The organism is Arthrobacter sp. D3-16 (assembly GCF_054408515.1).
Genome location: NZ_CP096437.1, coordinates 3,537,016 through 3,559,904, shown reverse-complemented (window position 1 = coordinate 3,559,904; position 22,889 = coordinate 3,537,016). Strand labels below are relative to the sequence as shown.

Annotated in this window: 16 protein-coding genes; 8 read left to right on the top strand and 8 right to left on the bottom strand. The window is 64.5% G+C overall.

All coding sequences use genetic code 11. The features are described 5' to 3' along the window. The first annotated feature begins 45 nt into the window (after window positions 1-45). The 3 genes from acnA (at window position 46) to M1D32_RS16630 (ending at window position 5,245) form a co-directional block, all read left to right on the top strand. Entirely contained in the window at window positions 46-2,718 is a 2,673-nt protein-coding gene (gene acnA, locus M1D32_RS16640) for an aconitate hydratase AcnA (RefSeq protein WP_458779720.1), read from the top strand. Further along, complete coding sequence (locus M1D32_RS16635; RefSeq protein WP_458779719.1) at window positions 2,715-3,947, top strand: NADP-dependent isocitrate dehydrogenase; 1,233 nt, start codon at window positions 2,715-2,717, stop codon at window positions 3,945-3,947. Before acnA ends, M1D32_RS16635 begins: the two co-directional genes overlap by 4 nt. A gap of 221 nt (window positions 3,948-4,168) precedes the next feature. Next, window positions 4,169-5,245, top strand: coding sequence for a TerC family protein (locus M1D32_RS16630; protein ID WP_458779718.1), 1,077 nt, complete (start codon window positions 4,169-4,171; stop codon window positions 5,243-5,245). 586 nt (window positions 5,246-5,831) lie between these two features. On the opposite strand, the gene fdhA is transcribed toward M1D32_RS16630, so the two are convergent. Then, window positions 5,832-7,049: a formaldehyde dehydrogenase, glutathione-independent gene (fdhA, locus tag M1D32_RS16625; protein ID WP_458779717.1), complete on the bottom strand. Its 1,218-nt coding sequence runs from the start codon at window positions 7,047-7,049 to the stop codon at window positions 5,832-5,834. Between the two features lie 424 nt (window positions 7,050-7,473). Between fdhA and M1D32_RS16620 the strand changes: the two genes are divergently transcribed. The 3 genes from M1D32_RS16620 (at window position 7,474) to M1D32_RS16610 (ending at window position 9,035) form a co-directional block, all read left to right on the top strand. Beyond that, window positions 7,474-7,611: a hypothetical protein gene (locus tag M1D32_RS16620; protein ID WP_458779716.1), complete on the top strand. Its 138-nt coding sequence runs from the start codon at window positions 7,474-7,476 to the stop codon at window positions 7,609-7,611. A gap of 438 nt (window positions 7,612-8,049) precedes the next feature. Further along, on the top strand, window positions 8,050-8,550 hold the full coding sequence (locus M1D32_RS16615; RefSeq protein WP_458782270.1) for a hypothetical protein: 501 nt from the start codon (window positions 8,050-8,052) through the stop codon (window positions 8,548-8,550). Continuing rightward, on the top strand, window positions 8,505-9,035 hold the full coding sequence (locus tag M1D32_RS16610) for an ImmA/IrrE family metallo-endopeptidase (RefSeq protein ID WP_458779715.1): 531 nt from the start codon (window positions 8,505-8,507) through the stop codon (window positions 9,033-9,035). Before M1D32_RS16615 ends, M1D32_RS16610 begins: the two co-directional genes overlap by 46 nt. Before the next feature lie 221 nt (window positions 9,036-9,256). Here M1D32_RS16610 and M1D32_RS16605 read toward each other — a convergent pair whose 3' ends face one another. Further along, window positions 9,257-9,673: a hypothetical protein gene (locus M1D32_RS16605; RefSeq protein ID WP_458779714.1), complete on the bottom strand. Its 417-nt coding sequence runs from the start codon at window positions 9,671-9,673 to the stop codon at window positions 9,257-9,259. Between the two features lie 604 nt (window positions 9,674-10,277). On the opposite strand from M1D32_RS16605, the gene M1D32_RS16600 reads away from it, so the two are divergent. After that, on the top strand, window positions 10,278-11,510 hold the full coding sequence (locus tag M1D32_RS16600) for a saccharopine dehydrogenase family protein (RefSeq protein WP_458779713.1): 1,233 nt from the start codon (window positions 10,278-10,280) through the stop codon (window positions 11,508-11,510). A 134-nt stretch (window positions 11,511-11,644) separates the two neighbouring features. Here M1D32_RS16600 and M1D32_RS16595 read toward each other — a convergent pair whose 3' ends face one another. The 6 genes from M1D32_RS16595 to M1D32_RS16570 form a co-directional block, all read right to left on the bottom strand. Beyond that, on the bottom strand, window positions 11,645-13,246 hold the full coding sequence (locus tag M1D32_RS16595; RefSeq protein ID WP_458779712.1) for an APC family permease: 1,602 nt from the start codon (window positions 13,244-13,246) through the stop codon (window positions 11,645-11,647). Between the two features lie 120 nt (window positions 13,247-13,366). Beyond that, complete coding sequence (locus M1D32_RS16590) at window positions 13,367-14,920, bottom strand: aldehyde dehydrogenase family protein (RefSeq protein WP_458779711.1); 1,554 nt, start codon at window positions 14,918-14,920, stop codon at window positions 13,367-13,369. A gap of 31 nt (window positions 14,921-14,951) precedes the next feature. Continuing rightward, complete coding sequence (gene betA, locus M1D32_RS16585) at window positions 14,952-16,664, bottom strand: choline dehydrogenase (RefSeq protein ID WP_458779710.1); 1,713 nt, start codon at window positions 16,662-16,664, stop codon at window positions 14,952-14,954. A gap of 424 nt (window positions 16,665-17,088) precedes the next feature. Continuing rightward, complete coding sequence (locus M1D32_RS16580) at window positions 17,089-17,673, bottom strand: TetR/AcrR family transcriptional regulator (protein WP_458779709.1); 585 nt, start codon at window positions 17,671-17,673, stop codon at window positions 17,089-17,091. Between the two features lie 128 nt (window positions 17,674-17,801). Then, a complete protein-coding gene (locus M1D32_RS16575; protein WP_458779708.1) occupies window positions 17,802-20,678 on the bottom strand; it encodes an ATP-binding cassette domain-containing protein in 2,877 nt (958 codons plus the stop codon). Continuing rightward, on the bottom strand, window positions 20,675-21,241 hold the full coding sequence (locus M1D32_RS16570) for a hypothetical protein (protein ID WP_458779707.1): 567 nt from the start codon (window positions 21,239-21,241) through the stop codon (window positions 20,675-20,677). The genes M1D32_RS16575 and M1D32_RS16570 overlap by 4 nt, the downstream gene beginning before the upstream one ends. A gap of 187 nt (window positions 21,242-21,428) precedes the next feature. Here M1D32_RS16570 and M1D32_RS16565 point away from each other — a divergent pair, with 187 nt between their 5' ends. Beyond that, a complete protein-coding gene (locus tag M1D32_RS16565) occupies window positions 21,429-22,871 on the top strand; it encodes an HNH endonuclease signature motif containing protein (protein WP_458779706.1) in 1,443 nt (480 codons plus the stop codon). Window positions 22,872-22,889: the final 18 nt, after the last annotated feature.

Here is a 22,889-nt window from a genome sequence, read left to right as displayed (position 1 = left end):
TCGGCGTGCAGCTGGTGGCTAGGCAATCGCAGGGAAGGTGTTGCAATGAAGCTTCAAACCGGAACCATGATCGGTCAGCAGACCATTGCGGTGGGGGAACGCAGGTTCCGCACTACAGACGTCCCGGGCGCACTGGGCACTGACTTCCACCGGCTGCCAATGGTGCTTCGCCTGCTGGCAGAAAACACCCTGCGCAGGTCTGCGCCGGCCGAGGCTGCCCGAACAATCGGCAACCTTCGCGCCTGGCTCCGGTCCCGGAGCTCAGAGGAGGAACTGGAGTTCTGGCCGCAGCGGGTACTGATGCACGACACGACCAGCACCCCGGCCTTGGTGGACGTGGCGGCGATGCGGGACACGCTCGCGGAAGCCGGTGTTGACCCGTCCACTCTGAACCCCATGCTGCGGGTGGACGTTTCGATCGACCATTCCTTGGCTGTGGAGGAGTACGGCCATCCGGACGCCGCCGGCCGCAACCTGGTGCACGAGTACCGGCGGAACCGGGAGCGTTATCGTTTCCTGAAGTGGGCGTCCCAGGCAATGGAAACAGTCCACATCAACCCGCCGGGCACCGGCATCATGCACACCATCAACCTCGAACAGCTGGCGACGGTGGTTACCACCGTTGAGAACCACGACGGCGGCCTGCCGTGGGCAGTGCCGGACATGATGATCGGCACTGACAGTCACACACCCATGATCAACGGAATGGGCGTCCTGGGCTGGGGCGTCGGCGGGCTTGAGGCCCAGACCGTTATGTTCGGCATGCCCACCACCCTTCGCATCCCGGATGTCATCGGCGTCCGGCTCACCGGTTCCCTTCCGCCCGGTGCGACCGCCACGGACCTGGCCCTGACCGTCACCCAGCGCCTGCGTGCCGTGGGGGTATCGGGTGAGTTCGTGGAGTTCTTCGGACCTGGTGTTGCCAGCCTGACGGTGGGGCAGCGGGCGGTGGTCTCCAATATGGCACCGGAATATGGGGCTACCACAGGCTACTTTCCCATTGACGGGCACGTCCTGGATTATCTGCATGAAACAGGCCGCAGCACGTTCCAGCGCAACCTCGTTGAGACCTACGCACGTGCCGGCGGCTTCTGGTTCGATCCGGACGCGGAGCCCGACTACACCTCCAGCATTACGGTTGACCTCGCTGCGATCGAGCTGCGCGCCGCAGGGCCGCGCCGGCCACAGGACCTGCTCGCCCTGTCCCAGATACCTGCGGTGCTGCAATCCGAAAGCACCCTGGCCCAGGAGCCGGATGGGGACCTGCCGCCGTTTCCTGTCGCATTGGCCGCCATTACCAGCTGCACCAACACCACCGATCCCAAACTTCTGATCGCCGCAGGCTTGGTTGCCGCCAAGGCCCGAAAGCTGGGGCTGGCCCTCCCGGCATGGGTAAAGACTTCACTCGCCCCGGGCTCCCCTGCCGCCGCGAGCTACCTCAAGCGGTCCGGGCTGCTGAAGGACCTCGGGGCGGTCGGTTTCGACATCGTGGGCTTTGGCTGCACCACCTGCATCGGCAATCCCGGGCCCCTTCCCGAGCGGATCAAGGCGAGCCTCGATGCGGGCAGGATCCGCCCGGTGGCCATCCTCTCCGGGAATCGCAACTTTCCGGGCAGGGTGCACCCGGACCTGGACCTCGGCTTCATCATGTCCCCACCCCTGGTCGTCGCGTACGCCCTCGCGGGTCGGGCGGACATCGATCTTGCCGTTCATGATTTCCGTGCCGGGAACGGCCAAGAGGGTGCGCCCGTGACTCTCGATGATCTGCTGCCAAGCCAGGAAGAGATAGACGAGGCATGGGAAGCCGGGCAAGACCCGCTGGATTTTGCCAGGGACTTCGGGGTGGCCTTGCGGAACCCGATGTGGTCCCGCCTCGAAGCACCGGACTCGCCCCTGTTTCCCTGGGATTCCGAGTCCACCACTTTGCGCCGTCCCCCGTTTGCCTCACCGGACAAGGGGACCCAGCTGGGCCACTACATCGCCCACCCCTTGCTGGTCCTCGGCGATGACGTCACCACGGACCACATCTCCCCAGCCAGCGCGATCCCGGCAGACAGCCTGGTGGCCGACTTCCTGGTAGAGCGCGGCGAGGACCGGGGCGACCTGAACGTCTTCGCCTCGCGGCGCGGCAACTGGGAAGTGATGCTCCGGGGCGGGTTCCACAACAAGACCGTCAACAACCGGCTCGGCGCCACAATCCCTGGCGGCCTGCCAGTGGCTCACACCGTCCACGCCCCCAGCGGCGACGTGCTGCCACTGCCTGACGCCGCTGAACGGTACCGCCAGGAAGGGAACTCCACGGTCATCATCGCCGGAGAACGGTTTGGCACCGGTTCCTCCCGGGACTGGGCAGCCAAAGTCCAGAGACTCCTCGGCGTGCGGGCGGTCATCGCCGGCAGCTTCGAGCGGATCCACCGCTCCAACCTGATAGGCATGGGTGTACTGCCACTGATCGCCCCCAATGATGTCCGTGACCGGCTCGAGGACCTGCGCCCCGGGGACCGGGTCGAGGTCGTCGCGCCCGCCGGGGCGCTTGCCCCACGCACCCGGATCCGTGTTGTCCTGCACCTCGCGGACGGCCGGACCGAGGAGTTCGCCGCGCGCGCCGCCGTCGAAACCGAACTCGACGTTGCCCTGCTCCGGGCCGGTGGCGTCATGCCTTCCCTGCTCCGCACCACCATTGAAGCTGCGCACACGACGGAGTCCGCATCAGTATGAACAAGATCAGCGTCAACCAACCCATTGTTGAACTCGATGGCGACGAGATGGCCCACACCATGTGGACCCTCGTCAGGGACAAGCTCATCACGCCAAACGTCGAAGTGCCCATCCTGCGCTTTGACCTCTCGCTGCCCAACCGCGAGCGGACCGCCGACAAGGTCACGCTCCAGGCAGCCGAGGCTATTGCGGAGCACCGGGTGGGCGTCAAATGTTCCACCATCACTCCTGACGCCGCCCGGGCAACCGAATACGGGCTCACCAGGCTCTGGCCCTCGCCCAACGGCACCCTGCGCAACGCGCTCAACGGGGTCATTTTCCGCGAACCCGTCATCATCGATTCCGTGCCCCGGCTCGTCCCTGGATGGACCAAGCCGATCGTCATCGCCCGGCACGCCCACGCGGACCAGTACAAGGCAGTGAACTTCGCAGTTCCCGGCGCCGGGCGGCTCACCTTGACCTACACGCCGGATGACGGGACCGCACCGACGAGCCATGACGTCACTACTTTCCCCGACAGCGGGGGAGTGGCCATGGGCATGTACAACTACACCGACTCCATCCGCGACTTCGCCCGCGCCTGCTTCGCCCACGGGCTCAAGCTCGGTTATCCGGTGTACTTTTCGTCCAAAAACACCGTCCTTAAGGCCTACGACGGGCACTTCAAGGACATCTTCGGCAGCGTCTATGCGGAAGAGTTTCAGTCCCGGTACCAGGCGGCCGGACTCTTCTACGAGCACCGGCTCATTGACGATATGGTCGCCTCCGCACTCAAATGGGAGGGCGGCTACGTCTGGGCCTGCAAAAACTACGACGGCGATGTCCAGTCGGACATCGTCGCCCAGGGCTTCGGGTCTCCCGGACTCATGACGTCTGTTCTCGCCACCCCTGACGGGAGCACCCTGCTCACCGAGGCCGCCCACGGGACCATCGTCCGGCACCACCGCCGCAGGGAAGCCGGGGAAGCGACGTCCACCAACCCTATAGCCACCATCTACGCGTGGACGCGCGCGCTTTCACACCGGGCAGCGCTGGATCAAAACGCTGCGCTGGCCGGCTTCGCCGTGGACCTTGAGCGTGCAACGGTAAGGACCGTGGAAGAGGGAAGGATGACCTCTGACCTGGCTCGACTAGTCCCCGGTCAAGCTGAAACCGTCACTACTGAAGGGTTCGTTCATGCAGTAGCAGACCGGCTGGCGGCCCGTTCTGGGCGGGGCCAAAGTGAGTGAGGCGCAAAACGGGATGGTGATACCGATTGTTCCGTGGCCGAGTCTCGGTTCGGACGACGTTCAGGTCAGTTATGATTTTCTCATCAAGGGGAGTACTCCCATCAGCGTTCGGCCCGTCAATACGGATGCATTGAAGCATCTCGGGTCGACGGTTCCGGTGTCGTCCGGGCGGAGGAGACCTTGGCGTATCTGTCCAACGCCGACCCTTTGGGAGCATCCTCATGCAGGTCACACCTCTGATCTGGCTCGTCACGATTGCCGTCACGATCCTGTTCTTCGTCTACGAGTTCTTCGCCCACGTGCGCAAACCCCACGAGCCATCCATTGGAGAATCGGCGCGCTGGTCCGCGTTCTACATCGGACTCGCTCTGCTGTTCGGGGCGGGCATCGGCATGGTGTCGGGATGGACGTTCGGCGGTGAATACTTCGCCGGCTACCTGACTGAGAAGGCACTGTCGATCGATAACCTGTTCGTGTTCCTCATCGTGATGGCCGGATTCGCAGTACCGAAGAAGTACCAGCAGAAGGTGCTGATGATCGGGATTGTCATCGCCCTGATCCTGCGCGGCGGGTTTATCGCCATCGGAGCGGCCCTGATCGAAAACTTCTCCTGGGTCTTCTACATCTTCGGTGCCCTGCTCCTCGTCCTGGCCTACCGGCAAGCGTTCAGCAATCACGGCTCCAACCCCGCTGACGGTAAATTCATGACACTTGTGCGCCGGGTCCTGCCTGTCACTAACGAGTATCACCAGGACAAGGTCACCGTCATGCAGGGCGGGAAGCGTGTCGCCACGCCGATGCTGCTTACCGTCATTGCGATCGGTTTCGTAGACCTCATCTTCGCCGTCGACTCGATCCCTGCGATCTACGGCCTGACCAACGAGGCGTACATCGTCTTCACCGCCAACGCGTTCGCGCTGATGGGTCTGCGTCAGTTGTTCTTCCTCATCGGAGGACTGCTCGAGCGCCTGGTCTACCTCGCCCAGGGGCTGGCCGTGATCCTCGCCTTCATTGGCGTGAAGCTCGTCTTCCATGCCCTGCACGTCAACGAGCTCCCCTTCATTAACGGCGGGCAACCGCTTCTCTGGGTGCCGGAGATCCCCATCTGGCTCTCGCTGCTCTTCATCGCCGCCACCATCGTCGTAGCTACCGTCGCGAGTCTGCTGAAGACCAAGGGCGGCGAGAACGAGGACGGCCGCGGACTGATTCACAACGAACCAGTGGTGATCAACGCCGACCTACCGCTGAAGGAATCCGAGGTCGACAAGAAGGCGCTGCCGAATGCCAAGTCCAAGTAGCTCCCCCGCAGGTGAGCCGGAGACAGGGGGCGCGTGCTGCAGCAGGATGCTGTTAGCCGATGATGGGACGAGGTGAGCATGAGGGCCATGAGGACCCATTCCGCCGCCAGATGTAGGTGTAGGTGATCCTGGTGCTCATCCCTACGCTGGCGAAGGCCGGGACCAGGCAAGGAGCCGTGTGTCAGCCTTGGGTGTAGCTGGGCACGACACTCATGATCATCTGTGCAGCGAAGGTTGCTGAAATGCCTATTTGAATGTGGTCCCGGCCTAGGGCTGCCGGATAGCCTGTGCAGCGACTGTCAGCGGACGCCGAGGTCGCTGTCAATATACGAACCCGGGCGATTTTGAGTGCCATGCTGGCAATTGCAGCCACCATCCAGCTGCAGCCGAACGGTCACCGGACTCGAGGCTTCGAGCCGGATGTCAACATGCTCCTTCCCGTTGCTGCTAAGGCGGAGAATCGATTCTTGGTCGGTGCGATGGGTCATGTGATTACCTTTGCTGATGTGAGGAGAGTGGATGCGAACCGGTGGCACGGGCCAGCAAGGCCCGTGCCACCCGGGTGGGTTGCTACTTACGGGAGGTTCTACGCCTTAACGTATCCGTTCGGATTCAGCACGAATTTCGTTGCCGAACCGGCGTCAAACTCGGCGTAACCGCGCGGCGCATCCTCAAGTGGGATCGCTGTGGCGTTTACTGCCTTGGCAATCTGGACCTTGTCGTGCAGGATCGCCATCATCAGCTGGCGGTTGTACGACATAACGGGGCACTGTCCAGTGGTAAACGACAGGGACTTTGCCCATCCGGTGCCCAAGGACAGCGACAGGGAGCCGTGCTTGGCGGCGTCGTCGATTCCACCGGGGTCGCCGGTGACATACAGGCCTGGAATGCCAAGAGCCCCGCCTGCAGCGGTGATTTCCATGAGTGAGTTCAGTACGGTGGCGGGGGCCTCGTGGGAGGCGTCCTTGCCGTGACCGCGGGCTTCGAACCCTACGGCGTCGACGCCGCAATCCACTTCGGGAACGCCCAGGATTTGCTCGATCTGGTCCTTCGGATCGCCGTTGGAGACGTTCACGGTTTCGCAGCCGAAGGAGCGGGCTTGGGCCAGCCGATCTTCGTTCATGTCCCCGACAATTACGACGGCGGCACCGAGCAGCTGCGCGCCCACGGCGGCTGCGAGGCCCACCGGGCCGGCACCGGCAATGTAAACGGTGGATCCGACGCCCACTCCGGCGGTGACGGCGCCGTGAAAGCCTGTGGGGAAGATATCGGAAAGCATGGTCAGGTCCATGATCTTTTCCAGGGCCTGGTCGCGATCCGGGAACCTGAGCAGGTTCCAGTCAGCATAGGGGACCAGCACATATTCGGCTTGGCCGCCCACCCAGCCGCCCATATCCACATAACCATAGGCGCTGCCCGGGCGGTCCGGGTTGACGTTCAGGCAGATGCCCGTCTTGCGCTCCTTGCAGTTCCGGCAACGGCCGCAGGAGATGTTGAAAGGTACAGAGACAATGTCTCCCACCTTGATGAACTCCACGTCCGGACCGACCTCCACCACCTCGCCGGTGATTTCATGGCCAAGCACGAGGTCCTTGGGGGCCGTGGTCCGGCCCCTAACCATATGCTGGTCCGAGCCGCAGATATTGGTGGTCACCGTGCGCAGGATCGCGCCGTGGGATACTTTTCGGCCTACATTGGCGGGATTGACGCCAGGCCCATCCTTGAGTTCGAACGTCGGGTAGTCGGTGTTGATGATTTCGACGACACCGGGTTCTTTGTAGGCGACGGCTTTGTTTCCTGACATTGACACTCCTTTGAGTAGGGGTATTTGGTGCCAGGCCTTCCACTCGGATGGCCTGGCACTGGTCCGGCAAAGTTGCAGGCGCTGCCCCATAGCCCGTGAAGGATGCTTCGATGAGGATACCTCCCCAGGTTTCAGGCCACCGAAGCACCCTTCACGGGCACGGGACAGCTCTTCCTTCGCGGGGGCGAAGGCCGTCAGTGGGATGCCGTGTCCGGTGGAACAGCAACCCCGATGCTGCCTGTCCAGCGCGCAATTGGACAAGTGACTCTGATGGGCGAAGAACTTGTAATGATGAGATTAGGGTCACAAGAGCTGCAATAAAAGCGCAAGATGTTGGAGATAACCATGCCGAATACGTGCATGATCTTGTTTACGTCGGGAGCCTTGGGGAGCGGTTACCCTAGAGATTCCCGACGCCGGCTCCTTGAGCGTGCCGGCCCTCATCATCACAGCGCTGGGCTTGCTCCTCATCTTCGTTTTCAGATGGGGTGTCCTGCGCGTGCTCGGCAGCTGCGCCCTCGCCGGCGTCGCCCTGCACCTGGCATCGACCCTTCTGGTATAGAGGCACCTGCCCTCCTCGGGCGGCGTGCACGTCGGCGGTCGACGGACTCGGTTTGCTACCGACAAGCCGGGGAAGGCGCATGAGTGGTGAGTGCTCCCATATCGGACTAATGGCAGAACATTTACGGCTATAGCGGTTGTCAGGCGCATCTGACAACGGCAGAATCCACGCAAGGAACGGCCGAAAAGAATTTTCTCAAGTGATGGGCTTCCACAAGCCAAACCTCGATTCCGCCGAGATGCTCCTGAAAGTGACGGCGCTTCACAGATGCTGAGACCCGCAGGGAAGCTCCCGACGCCGGACGGCCGACACTTTTACGGCAGCAGGTTGCGTGACGCACGGCTGCTGCGCGGCCTGCCCGCGAAGGAAGCAGCCGCGCAGCTGGGGGTCAACGCGGTCCGATACTCACGGATGGAGACGGCTGTTAAGTCTGTGGCCGTGGGTGTCAGCGAGATGGAACAAATCATTTCGGTACTGAGATTTAGTGGCGAATACTTTTCAACCCCAAATTCAGGACAGTACTCCTCAAGTGATTTGTGCTTTAGGGCGACAAAGGCCAAGACCAAGTCGTCAGTTGATGTGATGACCGCCTGGGCCGGGGTTTGTGAAGACCTGCTGAACTCGGCTTTCGAGACAGCCCGGTCGGCACCGGTAGGTCTCCCCGGGTTCCCATTAGGCATGTCTCCGGAATCAGCGGCCGAAGAGGTGCGGAACTTTTGTGGCTTATCTTCAGACGAGCCAATAACACACCTGACCAGGCGGATGGAAGCCGCTGGCATCTACATCTTTTCGGCTCCTTTTGAGATGGGTTCAACGACCCACCACGATGCCGTTTCCCTGTGGGTTAGCCCTCGCCGGCAATATCCGATCGTGCTTCTGCGGCGCATCAAGTCGTGGGAGCAACACGGACATCCTTGGCTCACGAAGCAGGACATTTAGCTCTTCATCGGTTCGGTAAGACTGAGGCGGCAGAGGAGGATGCCTCTGCCTTTGGTGGCGCGTTACTCATGCCCGCCGCCGCCTTCCGCGCTCACTGGCCTCGCCGGGTCACACTCGGATCCTTGCAGCCACTCAAGCTGCACTGGGGCGTGGCACTTGGCGACCTTATAGAGCGCGGCTATGGAATGGGATTGCTTGACCATGAGACACGGACGAGTCTCTACAAGCAGCTTTCGCGTCGAGATCCGCGAACAGGTCTTACCTTGAGAGTTCAAGAACCCGGATGGGACGAGCGGGACCCCGAACGCCCCATGCTCGTCGGCAAACTGCTAAGTAGAGGCTTTGGAAATTCGGCGTCCGTAGACGAAATCCTGCACGCTGCAGCTCATCGGTCCGAAGAATTCGTACTACCCCTCCTTGAAGGTCAATATCGAGGTGCCGCTACGATCCTGACAACCGCCGGGCCAAATTCTGCTAACCCCTAGCTGCCGAACCTTCGGGCGTTCATTCAAGACTCAGCCTGCAAGGACCGTCTTTACATAGCTCAAAAAGGTGTGCTGACTCAAGTAGCGGCGCCAGGACTGGAACTGGTTTATGAGCCACGCAGCGCTTGGCAGCGCCCAGTCGACAAAGTCTCTGAGCGCTGCCAAGAAGGCTTGTTAGCCCTCATGTGGAGGAGCCGCGAGAGCACCCCCACGCTTCGGAATCAGAACTTGTAGACGACGACGTAGTGAGACTTTCCGTGCCTGTCCGTGTGCCGCCCATTCCTGTCGTGCTTGTGCCACCCGTATCCATCGTGCTTGTGCCACACGGCCCGGTCATGGCTGTGGCGTCCATTGTTATCGTGGTCGTGCCACCGGTCACCGTGGTTGTGGCGCCCGTTGTTGTCGTGGCTGTGGCGCCCGTTGTTGTCGTGGTCGTGCCACCGGTCGCCGTGGTTGTGACGGTGGTTGTGGTTGTGGTTGTGGTTGTGCCGCTTGTTCCGGTCGTTGTTGTCATACGACGAGCCACGGTCTCTTGAGCCGCCGTCAGCAAAAGCAGCGCCGGCCGTGAGGGCTGATCCACCAAGGACCAGGCCCGTGGCGAGGGCAACGGAACCGAAAAGGCGAGATACTTTGTTCATTTAAACTTTCCTTACGTGCATCAAATGCGGGATACCGCAGGAACAGGAGAGCAAGCAGAGTAGGCACTTGCATGTCGTTTGGCGCGGTCCACTCCTTTGGAGACTCGCCTGTTTTACGGTTTTCACTCAAGCCCGACGGGTGCACAAAAGGCACCATGCTTGAGGGTGCAAGCGCCTTGTATGAAAAAGCGAACCTCGTCTTACCCCATGGTTCTCTTTTTTTCGGGGGCGCTGGGGGTGATTTCTTGATCACATGGAAAAGGCCCAGACGGGCACTATATGTGAGCAGTGAGCGCCGGTGTCTAGACCCTCATGTAATCAGTTTCGTCCGCTCTTTGCGTTCGTTGGAGGGGACGTGCAATAAGGATACTTAGGTGTGTCTGGGGTGTGAAGAGTAACGGGTTTCGTTAAGCTCGGATTCCTGCAAATATAGGGGACAGAGGCGTTAGCAGCGGCTCCTCCGTGGCTCTGCGTCCGTTACCTGCCTACTCCCCGGTATATCTGCCATTTCCACACGTGGAAGCGCTTTTGTTACGCAGACCCCGAGGACCAAGGCAAGGAGCCGTGCGTCAGCTTGGAGGTGCCGCTGTGAAAGGCTGCAGTTATGGACACCTCATCCCGGCAACATGACCTCGTTCTCTACGGAGCGACGGGTTTCGTTGGCCGACTGATCGCCAGCTACGTCGCGGAGCATGCACCGGCCGGTCTGCGGGTCGGACTCGCAGGCCGGTCCAAGTCCAGACTCGGGGCGGTTCGGTCGCAATTGCTGGTCGCGGCTCACGGATGGGACCTCATCGAAGCCGACTCGGAGGACGCGGACTCGATCGCCGACCTGGCCGCGGGCACACGCGTGCTCTTCACAGCCGTCGGTCCATACGCGGAACACGGACTACCTGTGGTGGGCGCCTGCGCACGGGCCGGAACGCACTACGCCGACCTCACGGGTGAGGTGTCCTTCATCCGGGAGGCGATCGATCGCTACGACGCTCTGGCCAGGACGAGCGGGGCCAGGATCGTGCACTCCTGCGGCTACGACTCTGTACCGTCCGACCTCGCTGTACTGCTGCTTCACCAGGCGGCAGAAGCCGATGACGCTGGCGGTTTGGTCGAGGTCCAACTCGTTGCCACGGCCAAGGCTGGCATCAGCGGAGGCACGCTCGCATCGATGCGCGGGCAGCTCGACGCGATGCGATCGAGCCCTGCCCTGCGGTCCTTAGCCGCTGACCCCTACGCTCTGAGCCCTGACCGCACAAAGGAGCCGATCATCCAACAGCCTCCTGACGCCGGTCCTGCGCGCCGTTCCGATGACGGCACCTGGACCGCACCTTTCATCATGGCCCCTGTCAACACCCGGATAGTGCGCCGCAGCAACGCATTGCAGGGCTGGGCCTACGGCCGCTCCCTGCGGTACGGCGAGGTGATGGGGGTAGCCCCCGGACCGGCAGGAGCAGTCATCGCCAGGGCAACGGCACTCGGGCTCCGGGCTTTCACGGGCGCGATGGCGTTCCCGCCGACGCGGCGGGTGCTCGACCGCTGTCTTCCGGCACCAGGTACGGGCCCGAGCACCAGCACGCAGCGCGCGGGCTGGTTCCACTCCCAAGTAACCGCCCGCACCGAGAAAGGACACCGTTACCAGGCGATTGCTGCCGGCCCCGGTGATCCCGGCTATGCCGCCACCGCCGTGATGGCAGGCGAGACTGCACTCGCTCTTGCCCTCGACGGTGACCGGCTGCCGAACGCGCAAGGGTCGCTGACACCGGCCACTGCACTCGGCAACGTGCTCATCCAGCGACTCCGCGCGGCCGGCCACACTTACCAGGTAACCAAACTCGCCTAACCCCAGGTCCTGTACCGGAACAGCACTGACGGGCATCCCCTTGCAGGTTTCACAAAGGGATGCCCGTCAGGACCGGGCAGCGCGTCCGGGGTCGGACCGTGCCACGGATAGGTATTGCTACTGGTTGATAAGGGCTAAGGGTTGGAACCGGGTGCGGCCACCAGCTGAGGCGCAGCTGGAGCACCTGACCCGCTTACCTCCGCAGCCGGGTGGGCGGTTGCGGCGTGTTCGGCCAGGACGCCCGTCTGGTGCCTGATCTTCGTGCGGTACAGCAAAGCCCCGCCTCCGGCGACGGCGGCCACGAAGATCACGCCGCCCCACTGCAGGTACCACTCAAACGGGGGCACCGAGTTGTAGATCTCCGGGCGGGGCCAGATGAGGTTCAGCGTCATGGCGCCGCCCCACAGGACCGCGAGGATGTTTACGGGCAGACCCCACTTGCCCAGGCTGAAGCCCGGCTCGGTGCCGTCATCCGCGAGCGGCCACTTTTTCTGGAACCGCTTGCGGAGCAGCGGAACGGTGACCAGCAGGTAGGACAGGTAGATCAGGACGATGCTGATGCTGGAAAGGATGGTGAAGATCGCGGGCTGGGAGACGTTGACGATCAGCGGCATGATGGCGATGACACCGATGACGATGGCCGCCACCGTGGGCGTCTTCCGCTCGGGATGCACCTTGCTGAGCTGCCGGCTGAAGGGCAGGTTGTTGTCCCGGGCCATGGCGAACATCATGCGGATGGCGGCAGCGTGAACGGCCAGGGTGCAGACGGTCACGGCCACCACGATGCACACCAGGAATGCCTTGCCGAAGGGGCCTCCCAGGACGGAGAGCACGATGTACTGCAGGCCGCCGTCGGCAGCGCCCAGCTTGGGGTCGCTGAGGTCAGGAGCGGCCAGGAGTCCGCCGAGGAGAATCAGGCCGCCGAGGATGAAGGACGCCGTGATGGCACGGAGGATGGCCTTGGGGGCAGTCTTTTTCGGGTCCTTCGTCTCCTCGCCGAGGGAACTGGCCGTGTCAAAGCCATACATCACGTAACCGGAGGCCATGGCCCCGATGAGGAACACCCCGAAGAAGCCAAGGTCGTGGTCCATGCCGTAGCCTTCGGTGCTGAAAAGGACTTCCGGCCCCCGCACCACATGCCAGCCAAGGGCCAGGATGAGGAGCACGGCGGCGGCGAGCTCCACGAAGACGCCGATGCTGTTGATCTTGGTCATCAGCTTCACGCCGAAGGCGTTGATGAGGGTGGAGATGGAGATCATGATGCTGGCAAGCAGCACGCCGTTGAGGGCGAAGTCGTAGGTGCCGGTGCCGTCGCCGATAATCTGGAAACCGGACCAGATCTGGGGCAGGGTGAGCTGCAGTGCAAGGGCCACGGCTCCGAGCGCCACGATCGAGGAGATGAGCAGCAGCCAGCCCGCGAGCCAAGCGAACGTCCCTGACGAGAGCCGTTTGGCCCAGTTGTACACCGAGCCGGCCACCGGATACCGTCCGGCAAGCTCGGCGAAGCAGAGCGCCACCATGAGCTGGCCGGCGAAGACGAGGGGCCAGGACCACGCGTAGGCGGGGCCGGCCATGGAAAAACCAAAGTAGAACAGCTGAAATACGCCGGTGAGAATGGAAATGTAGCTGACTCCGGCCGCGAAACTGGCGAACTTGCCGATGCTGCGGTCCAGGGTCTGGGCATAGCCGAACTCGTCCATGCCGCTTGAATCAGTACTCTTGCTGGGTTCGAACATCTGAACTCCTAGGTCAGAAAAGCACGATGGTGATGACCCGTGGCCGCCGTTGGACACGGGTTATATCGGTGGCCGGGCGCCGCGCCTGCGGCGCCCGGCCACGTCCCCCAAATGCTGGTGCTAGCCGGCGGCCCCCACCCCGGCGTCACTGGCAGGAGAGCCAAACCAGCCGCTGGGCGCGGGCTGGATGTTCTGCCAGATATGTTTTGCCTCGCGGTATTCGTTGAGGCCGGCGCTGCCAAGTTCACGGCCAATGCCGGACTTCCCAAAACCGCCCCACTCCGCCTGCGGGACGTACGGGTGGTAATCATTGATCCATACTGTTCCGTGCCGCAGGGCTCCCGCAACGCGCTGTGCTTTCGACGCGTCCGATGTCCAGACAGCACCCGCCAGGCCGTACTCCGTGTCGTTGGCGATGGCGACAGCCTCCTCCTCGGTCCGGAACGTCTCGATGGTCAGCACCGGGCCGAAGGACTCTTCCCGCAGCACACTCATGCCGGAGCGGCAGTCGCCAAGCACGGTGGGCGGGTAGAAGAAGCCGTCCGCAAGGGGCCCGTCGTCGGGGATGTAGCCGCCGCACAAAAGCTCGGCGCCCTCCGCGATGCCGGCCTGGACGTAGGCGTGGACCTGGTCACGGTGCCTGGCGGAAATCAGCGGGCCCGTTTCCGCGTCGGGGTCAAAAGGCCCGCCCATGCGGATCTTTTTGGCGCGTTCCACTACCTCGGCCACGAAGCGCTCCGCGATGGACTCCTCGACCACGAGCCGCGCCCCTGCCGAGCACACCTGGCCGGAGTGGAGGAACACAGCGGTCAGGGCATTGTCGACGGCGGCGTCCCAGTCGGCGTCAGCGAAGACGACATTGGGGTTCTTCCCGCCGAGCTCGAAGGCGACCCGCTTCACCGTCTCTGCCGCCGCCGCCATGATGGTTTGACCCGTGGCCAGGCTCCCGGTCAAGGAGACGAGGTCCACGCGCGGATCGGAGCTGAGGAGGGGGCCCACCCTCGAGCCGCTACCCGTGACCAGGTTCGCGACGCCGGCCGGAACGCCGGCCTCCGCCAGCGTTTCCATGAGCAGGATGGAGGTGGCCGGTGTGAGCTCGCTGGGCTTGAGCACGAAGGAATTTCCCGCAACGAGTGCCGGCGCCACTTTCCAGGCCGCCTGCAGGAGCGGGTAGTTCCAGGGTGCGATGAGGGCGCAGACGCCGAGCGGTTCGTAGACCACCCGGCTGATGGCGTTCGGCCGGCCCGTATCGATGACCCGGCCGGCGTCAAGGCCCGCTATCTTGCCGTAGTAGCGGAAGCAGGAGGCGATGTCGTCAATGTCGTATTCGGCCTCGACGAGGCGCTTGCCGGTATCCAGCGCCTCGGCGCGGGCATAAGCTGCCTTGTCGCGCTCCAGCAGTGCGGCGACGCGAAGCAGGACCTCGCCGCGTTCGATGTCGGTCAGCCGGCGCCACGCACCGCCGTCGAACGCTGCCCGGGCACTGGCGATTGCCCGCTCCGCGTCCTCCGGGGTGGACGAGGCGACTACCGCCACTTCGCGCCCGTCCGCCGGGCAGCGCACAACGGTTGTGCCGCCGTCGGATGCCTGGTGCCAGGCGCCGTCAATGTACAAGCCCTTGATGGCGTCCTGCGCTTGTCCGGCGTCGCGGACCTGCTCAGCGGTGGCGGTCATCGTTTCTCCTTTTCCAGTCCATCAATCATGCCTATGCCTTTACCGCAGGGGCAGCTGCAGCAGCGGTTCCGTTACGCTCCAGCGGGCTGATCCCGTGCCGGTAGAACTCGGCATGCTGCGGTGCCAGCGGGGCCTTCCCTGCGATCAGGTCGGCGGCCTTTTCGGCGAGCATCATGACGGGGGCGTAGATGTTGCCGTTGGTCACGTAGGGCATGGCCGAGGCGTCCACAACCCGGAGGCCCTGCGTTCCGTGGACGGACATGTCGAGCGGGTTCACCACGGCCATCGGATCGGACTCCGGGCCCATCTTGGCGGTGCAGGAGGGGTGCAGGGCGGTTTCCGCGTCGCGGGCCACCCAGTCCAGGATTTCGGCGTCGGTGCGGACGCTCTGCCCGGGTGAAAGCTCCCCGCCGTTGAAGGGCGTCATGGCGGACTGGCCCAGGATGTCGCGGGCCACGTGGATGGCCTCCACCCATTCGCGCCGGTCCTGCTCCGTGGAGAGGTAGTTGAAGAGCATGGAGGGGTGGACGGTGGGGTCCGTGGACTTGATCTTCAGGGTGCCGCGGGCGTCGGAGTACATGGGGCCGATGTGCACCTGGTAGCCATGCTTGGCGTCCGCCTTCTGCCCGTCGTAGCGCACTGCCACGGGCAGGAAGTGGAACATCAGGTTGGGGTAGGCCACGTCCTCGTTGGAACGGACGAACCCGCCGCCTTCGAAGTGGTTCGTGGCAGCGGGGCCCTTGCGTCCCAGGAGCCACTGCAGGCCGATGAGCGGGTAGCGCCAGAGGTCCAGGTTGGGCTGCATGGACACCGGCTGGGTGCAGGCGTGCTGGATGTAGACCTCCAGGTGGTCCTGCAGGTTCTCGCCGACGCCGGGAAGGTTGACCACGGGGTTGATTCCGAGGGAGCTGAGGTGCCCGGCTTCGCCCACGCCGGAGAGCTGCAGCAGCTGCGGGGTGTTGATGGCGCCGCCGGACAGGATGACCTCGCCGGCGTTCACCACGTGGGTCTGGCCGTTGCGGCGGTACGTGACGCCGGTGGCTACCGTGCCCTTGAAGTTGACCTTGGTGACCATCGCCCGGGTGAGGACGGTGAGGTTCGGACGGCCGGTATTGGGGCGGATGTGTGCCCGGGATGCCGAGAGGCGCTGGCCCTTGTGGACGTTGCGGTCGAAGGCCGCGAAGCCTTCCTGGCGGTAGCCGTTGACGTCGTCGGTCACGGGGTAGCCGGCTTCCTGGGCGGCCTTAAAGAAAGCCTGGAAGAGCGGGTTGGTGGCCGGGCCGCGTTCCAGGACGAGCGGGCCGTCGTGGCCGCGCAGTTCGTCATCCGGGTCCGCTGCCAGCGCGTTTTCCATCTTGTTGAAGTAGGGCAGGCAGTGCGCGAAATCCCAGGTATCCATGCCGGCGTCGGCGCCCCAGCGCTCGTAATCGAGGGGGTTGCCGCGCTGGAAGATCATGCCGTTGATGGAGCTGGAGCCGCCCAGGACCTTGCCGCGGGCGTGTGCCACGCGGCGGCCGCCCATGAAGGGTTCCGGGTCTGATTCGTAGCGCCAGTCATACAGCGGGTTGCCGCTGGGGAAGGTCAGCGCGGCAGGCATCTGGATGAACAGGTCCCAGGGGTAGTCGCTGCGTCCGGCCTCGAGAACCAGGACGCTGCTGTTGCCCCCTTCGCTCAAGCGGTTGGCGAGCACGGAGCCCGCGCTTCCGCCGCCGACGATGACATAGTCGTAGTGGGTTTTTGTCATGCTGGAAACTCTCTTTCTACCTGGTGCAGGCCAGCCGCTGAGGGCTGGTGGTCCTTCTTCCGGAAGCGGCGATGCGCCGCGATACCGGGCAAGTGTTGGAAATCCCTGAAGTGGTGGATGCGGAACTGCTGATGCGTCAGCGCTGACTCAACGCGGTGCCGGAAATCTTTGAGGTGTGGTGTACGTCATACTCATGCACAGTAGTGGACGTTGAACGAGTGTTCAATAGTCCGACTGGACAAACGTTCAATACTTAACGCGGATGAAACATCGCGCCATGACATGAAGGGGAAAAGCCGCTCCCGGCCATCGAATATGACGGGCGGCTGTCATGAACGCGGGAACCGCACGGAAGGGCGCAGCCATGGAAGTGCCGATCGGTTCCATCCACACTTCCATCCGCGAAAGAGGGTAAAGCAGGCTGCTAAAGGGCGAAGGCGATCTCTTCGGTCCGTTCGATGCTCCGCCGGATGGAATCCTTGTCCACACCAAGGAGCGCGGTGAGCCACATCCCGTTTTGCACGACGACGATGTCTGCTGCCCGCTCCCTGCATGCTTCATTGGAAAGCTCGGGCCTGGCATTGCCGATCAACGCCGCGAGCCCTTGGAGGTAGCGTTCAAACGCTGCGGCGTTGATTGAGGCGAAGTCTTCATGGGCTTGCGCCAAGGCCCATAGGTGGAGCCGCAGGGACAGGTACTGCATGGTAAGGAATTCCGGGCCCGCGACCCGCTGCAGGGCCGTCTTCAGCTGCTCGCCGGGGGAGGAGTCGGGGTCGGGCGTGACCAGCATCAGGTCATGCTGGTCTATCCGGTGCAGAGCTGCACGGATCAGGCTCAGCTTGTCTTCGTAGTAGTAGTTCACCAGCCCGAGAGCAACGCCGGCCTCACGGGCCACGGCCCGCATACTGACTCCCGAAATACCGTGGCGCGACAGCAGATCCAGCGCCGCTTCGAGGATGCGCGACTGCCTGTCGACCTGTTCGCCGGGTTTCACAGTCTTTGTAGCCACTTGGCCAGACTATGGGCAATACCGTGGTGGCGCACCCTGCAGCATGGTGGATGGCGGGCGTTATCGGCGTCTCATCGCCATCGGCAGCTCATCGTCGCAGCGTGCGGGTTGGATTTCCCGCGGTGTCCTCAGACCCCGAGGTCAACCCGGTCCCTGGACTGATCGGAGTGCCCCTGCACCGTGTGGCCGCCTGGTCTTCCGCCCGCACTGGAGACCGGCTTCACCCGCCGGAACGCGGCGAGGACGGCCCGCCCCACCACAACGATGCCGATGATCGTGGTGACGGCACGCAGGGTGTCCCAGCCCGCCGTCGACGTCACCAGCGAGTACAGCAGGAAGCTGCTGAGGTTGGTAGCCAGCGGCGCGCCGGGCTCGTACGAAATGCCCGTGCCCGCACCCACCGCGAAGGGCCAGAACCACAGGTTGGTCAGCAGGCCGAACAGGTAGGACGCCACCGCGCCGTAGCCGCACAGCATCCACAGTTCTGCCCGCCCCCGCACTGCGCGGGGGAGCAGGCCCGCCCCCGCGCCCACCCACGCACAGGCGAAGATCTGGAACGGGGTCCAGGGCCCGATGCCACCCCACAAAACGCTGGAGACGGCGATGGTGGCAGCGCCGAGAAGCAGGCCGAACCGCGGACCGAATGCCCGCCCGGCCAGGATCAGCAGGATAAAGACCGCTTCCACGCCCCCGACGCCGGTGCTCGCCAACCGCACCGCGGAACCTACCGCGGCCAGAACGCCGAGCAACGCCACCGTGTGTGCCGAGCGGACGGAGCCGTCCAGGGACACCACGACGGCGACCGCGGCGATGGGTGCGACGGCCAACGCCGCGTAGGGGAGGGCTGCCGCGGCATCCTGGGGAAGGGCCGCGGCGAGCAGCGGCCAACAAAAGGCTGCGAGGGCCAGGAGGTTGGCTGCTGCGAGGACGGCGAGCTCGACGCCCCGCGGCATCCGAACGCGGTGCTGCCTTTCCTCCTTGCTTGGGGAGTCTGGTTGCTCGTCACCTTCCCCTGGTTTTGGTCCGGCACCTGCCTTCCGGAGAAGCAGAGGGGCCGGTTCCGGCGTGTTGTCCTCGAAAGCAGAGGGCGCGACGCCGTCACGCATCGGGAGGATCCGGGCACCGAGGCCGTGGGCGAAGTCGTGGTCGTGCGTGGCGATCAGGACGGCCGCTCCTGTATCCGCGGCGGCCCGCAGTGCTGAGGCGACTGCCGTGCGTGCCGCAGGATCGAGTCCGCGGGTGGGCTCGTCGATCAGGAGGACCTGGGGATCGTCGATGGTCTGCAGCGCGATGGCGAGGATCCGGCGCTCTCCCGCAGAGAGGTCCCGGGGGTGCTCGTGGCCAACGGGAATGCTGACGTCGCCCCGTAAGCGGGCGAGGTGGGCAGCTGCATAGCCTGGTCTAAGCGGTCCTCCATTCTTTCGGCGGGCAAGGCGCCGTTCCGCCGCACGAAGCTCGCCTGCGACCGTATCCCTGGTGAAGAGGTCGTCCGAGGCGTCCGGCACGAGGGCGACGCGGCCGCCGTCGGCCGTTCCGCCGTCGTACGTTGTTATACCGCCCGTTCTTTCAGCCACCGTTCCCTCACCCAGCGCCAGCGCCACCAGAAGGGACGACTTCCCGGCCCCGTTCGGCCCCACCAGGGCCACCATTTCGCCGCGGTGCAGGGTGAGGGATGCGTCGCGCACCAGCCGCTGGCCCTTGCGGTGCACCGCGAGGTTTGTGGCGGTCAGGACAGGCACGAGGTCCATCGGCTGTGCCGGCGTGGAGCGGGTCTCACTAGGGTGTGAAGGCGCGGGCGCGGTGCCCGGTACCAGGGTGCCGTCGTCGATGGTCCACCAGGAATCGGCCACCGGAACGAACGTTTCTGCGCGGTGTTCGGCCACGATGACCAAGACACCGGCGTCGTGGGCGAGGGCGTTGAGCACGGCGATGACGTGTCCGCGCGCTGCGGTGTCGAGGTCGGCCAGGGGCTCATCCACCAGGAGCAGGACCGGACGATCCACTACTGCGGCGGCGATGGCGACGAGTGTGGCCTCACCGGCTGAGAGGGTGCTGAGATTCCGGTCCAGCAGATCCGTCACCCCGATACGCCCGGCGACCTCCAGCACGTGGGCCTTGGCGGAGGCGGATGGCACACCACGCAGCTCAAGGGCGAGGGAGATCTCGTCCCGGACGCGGGTGCTGGCGAAGGCGGCGCGGGGATTCTGCAGGACGACGCCGATGTGGCGGGCGGTGTCGCGCGGGGGAGTAGTGGCACGGTCGGCTCCGGCGACGCGCACGGTGCCAAAAACTTCTCCGCCGTCGGTGTGGGAGAGGAGGCCGGCGACGCCCCGCAGGATGGTCGACTTTCCGGAGCCCGTCGGCCCGGTGATGACAGTGATGGAGCCGCCCGACGGCGTGAAGTCGTCGACGCGAACGAGTGCCTCGCCGATGCGGAACCGGGCGTCCCGCACCAGAAGCGGGCCGTCGTCGTCGTTCCTGAGGCTGTGTTGCGCCCGGCTCCCAAAGCCGCGCAGCTCCAGGGCCGCGGCAACCCGGCCCGCGTGCTCAAGGGTGCGCTCGAGGATGGGCACCAGGGCGCGGGGACCAAACTTATCGCCCCGTAACCGGAACGCCAGGCGCACGGAGGTCACGGCGTCGGAAAGTGCGGGGAGCGCCGACCACGCCACCACAAGCATCCGGCCGATGCCCTGCATGGGGCCGCGCCGGGCCAGGTGCACAAAGCCGCGGGCGACGTCCACCCAGGCGTTGAGCAGGCCGAAGGCGAGGAACATCCCGGCAATTGGCAGGGCGGAGAGAACCGCCGCCCAGAGGCCCTGTCCCGTGATCGGGCCCAGGAAGACCACGTGGGCATACGGGGCAGGCAGCCGCATCGCCGGCAGGTCGAGCAGGACCGGCCCTCCGATTCCCGCCCCGTTGAAAAGGATGCGGTAGATGACCCGCGCCGCGATGAAGATGGCGGCCAGGGCCGCCGCGGCGCGTAACGGCGCGGGTCGGAAGGTCATGCCGCGGGGGCGGCCGGTTCGCCGTCGACCGTGAAGAGCAGTTCCAGGCTCTCGCCGGGGCTCACCTTGAGGGTGGCGAGGCCTTCCTGGGCGTAGGCCCAGTCACCCGCGGCCGGCTTGACCCACAGCGCCCAGTAGGCAAAAGCTGCGGGCATGCCCTTGCATTCTTCCCGGTACGTGCCGGCCTTGTGGGTGATGTCCACGTCCGCGGCTGGCACCCCGTTCACCCTGCACACCAGCTCAGTAGGGTACTGCTCGGTGCCCTCGGTCTTGATGTTCGCCTCCTTGAGCACGTCGGCAGCGACAGTGGGCTCGCCGACGGGCACGCAGGTGGAGGTTTCGGCGGCGTCCTGGTTGAGGGCGCCCGAATCAATGATGACCTTCACACCCTCGCAGGGGCCGTCGGCGTTGGCTGTGGCGGCACTTGATGAAGTCGATGCCGTGGAAGCGGGCTCGGAGGCAGCTGGCTGGGTGGCCGGCGCCGAACAAGCGGCGAGGGAAATCAGGAGACCGGCGGCGGCGAGCGAGCTCGCGGCGGCGGTGCGCATCTTAGTCAAAGTCACCTGTTAAGGGTAGGGCGTTGGCTGCCCGGAACCGGAGGCCGTCACGTTGTATGACGTCAGGCTTCACGCGCGGGTGCGCCGCCTATAACCAAGCGGACGACGGCGGGAGGTTCCGCTGCGCTCCGGTGGCGGGAGGTCTCGCCGTCGTAAGTCCAGAATGTCACACCCCCCTGTCATGCTTTTGGTTATGGAGACCGGTGTGGTTGTCGATGCGGAAGGCGCGGCGGCGTTGGCGGCTGCCGTCGCCTCGATGGCAGGGCTGGTTAATGAGCTCGCCGGTGTTGTTGCCCGCCCGATGGCCGCGGATGGAGCTGACCGTCTTCCCGGCGCTGATACTGATCCGTTGCAGGAGTTTTCCGAAGCGTGTCTGGATGGCCTTGGGGTGTTGGCACGGGTTGAGGCTGCGACGGCGGCGGCCAAGGTCCGGTTTGTGGCCGCCTATGCGGAAGCCACAGATGCGATGGAGGGGCCGCCGGCCAGCGCATACGAGGCGACCGCGCAGGAGATGAGCCGCGTGGCAGAAGTCGCGTGTACGCTCACCATCGGCGAACGGGCCGCAGCTGCCCTCCTTGGGGAAGCCCATGCGCTGACCACCTCGTTGCCGGCGGCACTCGATGCCCTGGAAGCCGGCACCATTGCCTGGCAGCACGCCCGCATTGTGGTCGAGGAAACTGCCGGCCTCACGCCCGCGGCAGCCTCCGCTCTCGAGGGACACTTCTTCGGCCCCGACGAACAGGTTCGCGGTGCCGCACCCGTAGAACTGGTGCCCGCCCGGTTCCGGCGGAAGGTCCGGGCGTGGCGCGAACGCCACCACCCCGAGTCAATTGAGGAACGCCATGCGAAGAGCGCGGCGGACCGGCGGATGGAGTACAGCCCGGACCGGGACGGCATGGCTTGGATCTCGCTGTACGTTCCCGGGGCTACTGCCTGTGCCATCCGGAACAGGACAACTGCGCAGGCCCGCGGCCTCCAAGGCCCGCAGGAACCACGCACCCTCACCCAGTTGTGTGCAGACATCGCCGCAGGGTTGCTGCTGGGCAGTCCAAACCATGATGCGGGATACGTGCCCCCGCCTAAGGCAGAGGTGCTCGTGACCGTTCCGGTCTTCTCCCTTCTCGGCCTGACGGACGAACCCGCTGAAGTCGATGGGCTGGGGCCGGTCCCGGCGTCGATGGCACGGAAGCTGGTTGCTGACGGTGCCAGCTCGTTCTATCGCGTTCTGGTAGATCCGAGGGATGGAGCGCCGCTGGAAATCGGGCGCACCAGCTACCGGCTCCCGGAAACACTGAAGCGATGGCTCAGGATGCGGGACGGCAGATGCACCTTCCCGGGCTGCAGCAACCACAGCCTGGATAATGAGGCGGACCATCTCACGGCCTGGCAGCATGGCGGGGCCACCGGGATCAGCAACCTTGGACAGGCATGCCCGAAACATCACCGGCTCAAACACCGATCGGGGTGGACACCAACAGAGGCAAGCGTGAATCAGCCACCTGGCTGGACGTCACCAAGCGGCCGATACTTTCCAGCCGAACACCCGGACCGGGAACCACCACTCATGCCACCAGCCTGGCTACCCGATACCGTTAGCCCCTTTGAACAGGCCATCCTGACACGCCTCGCTGCCTGAATCCCGGGTCAGTCCGTC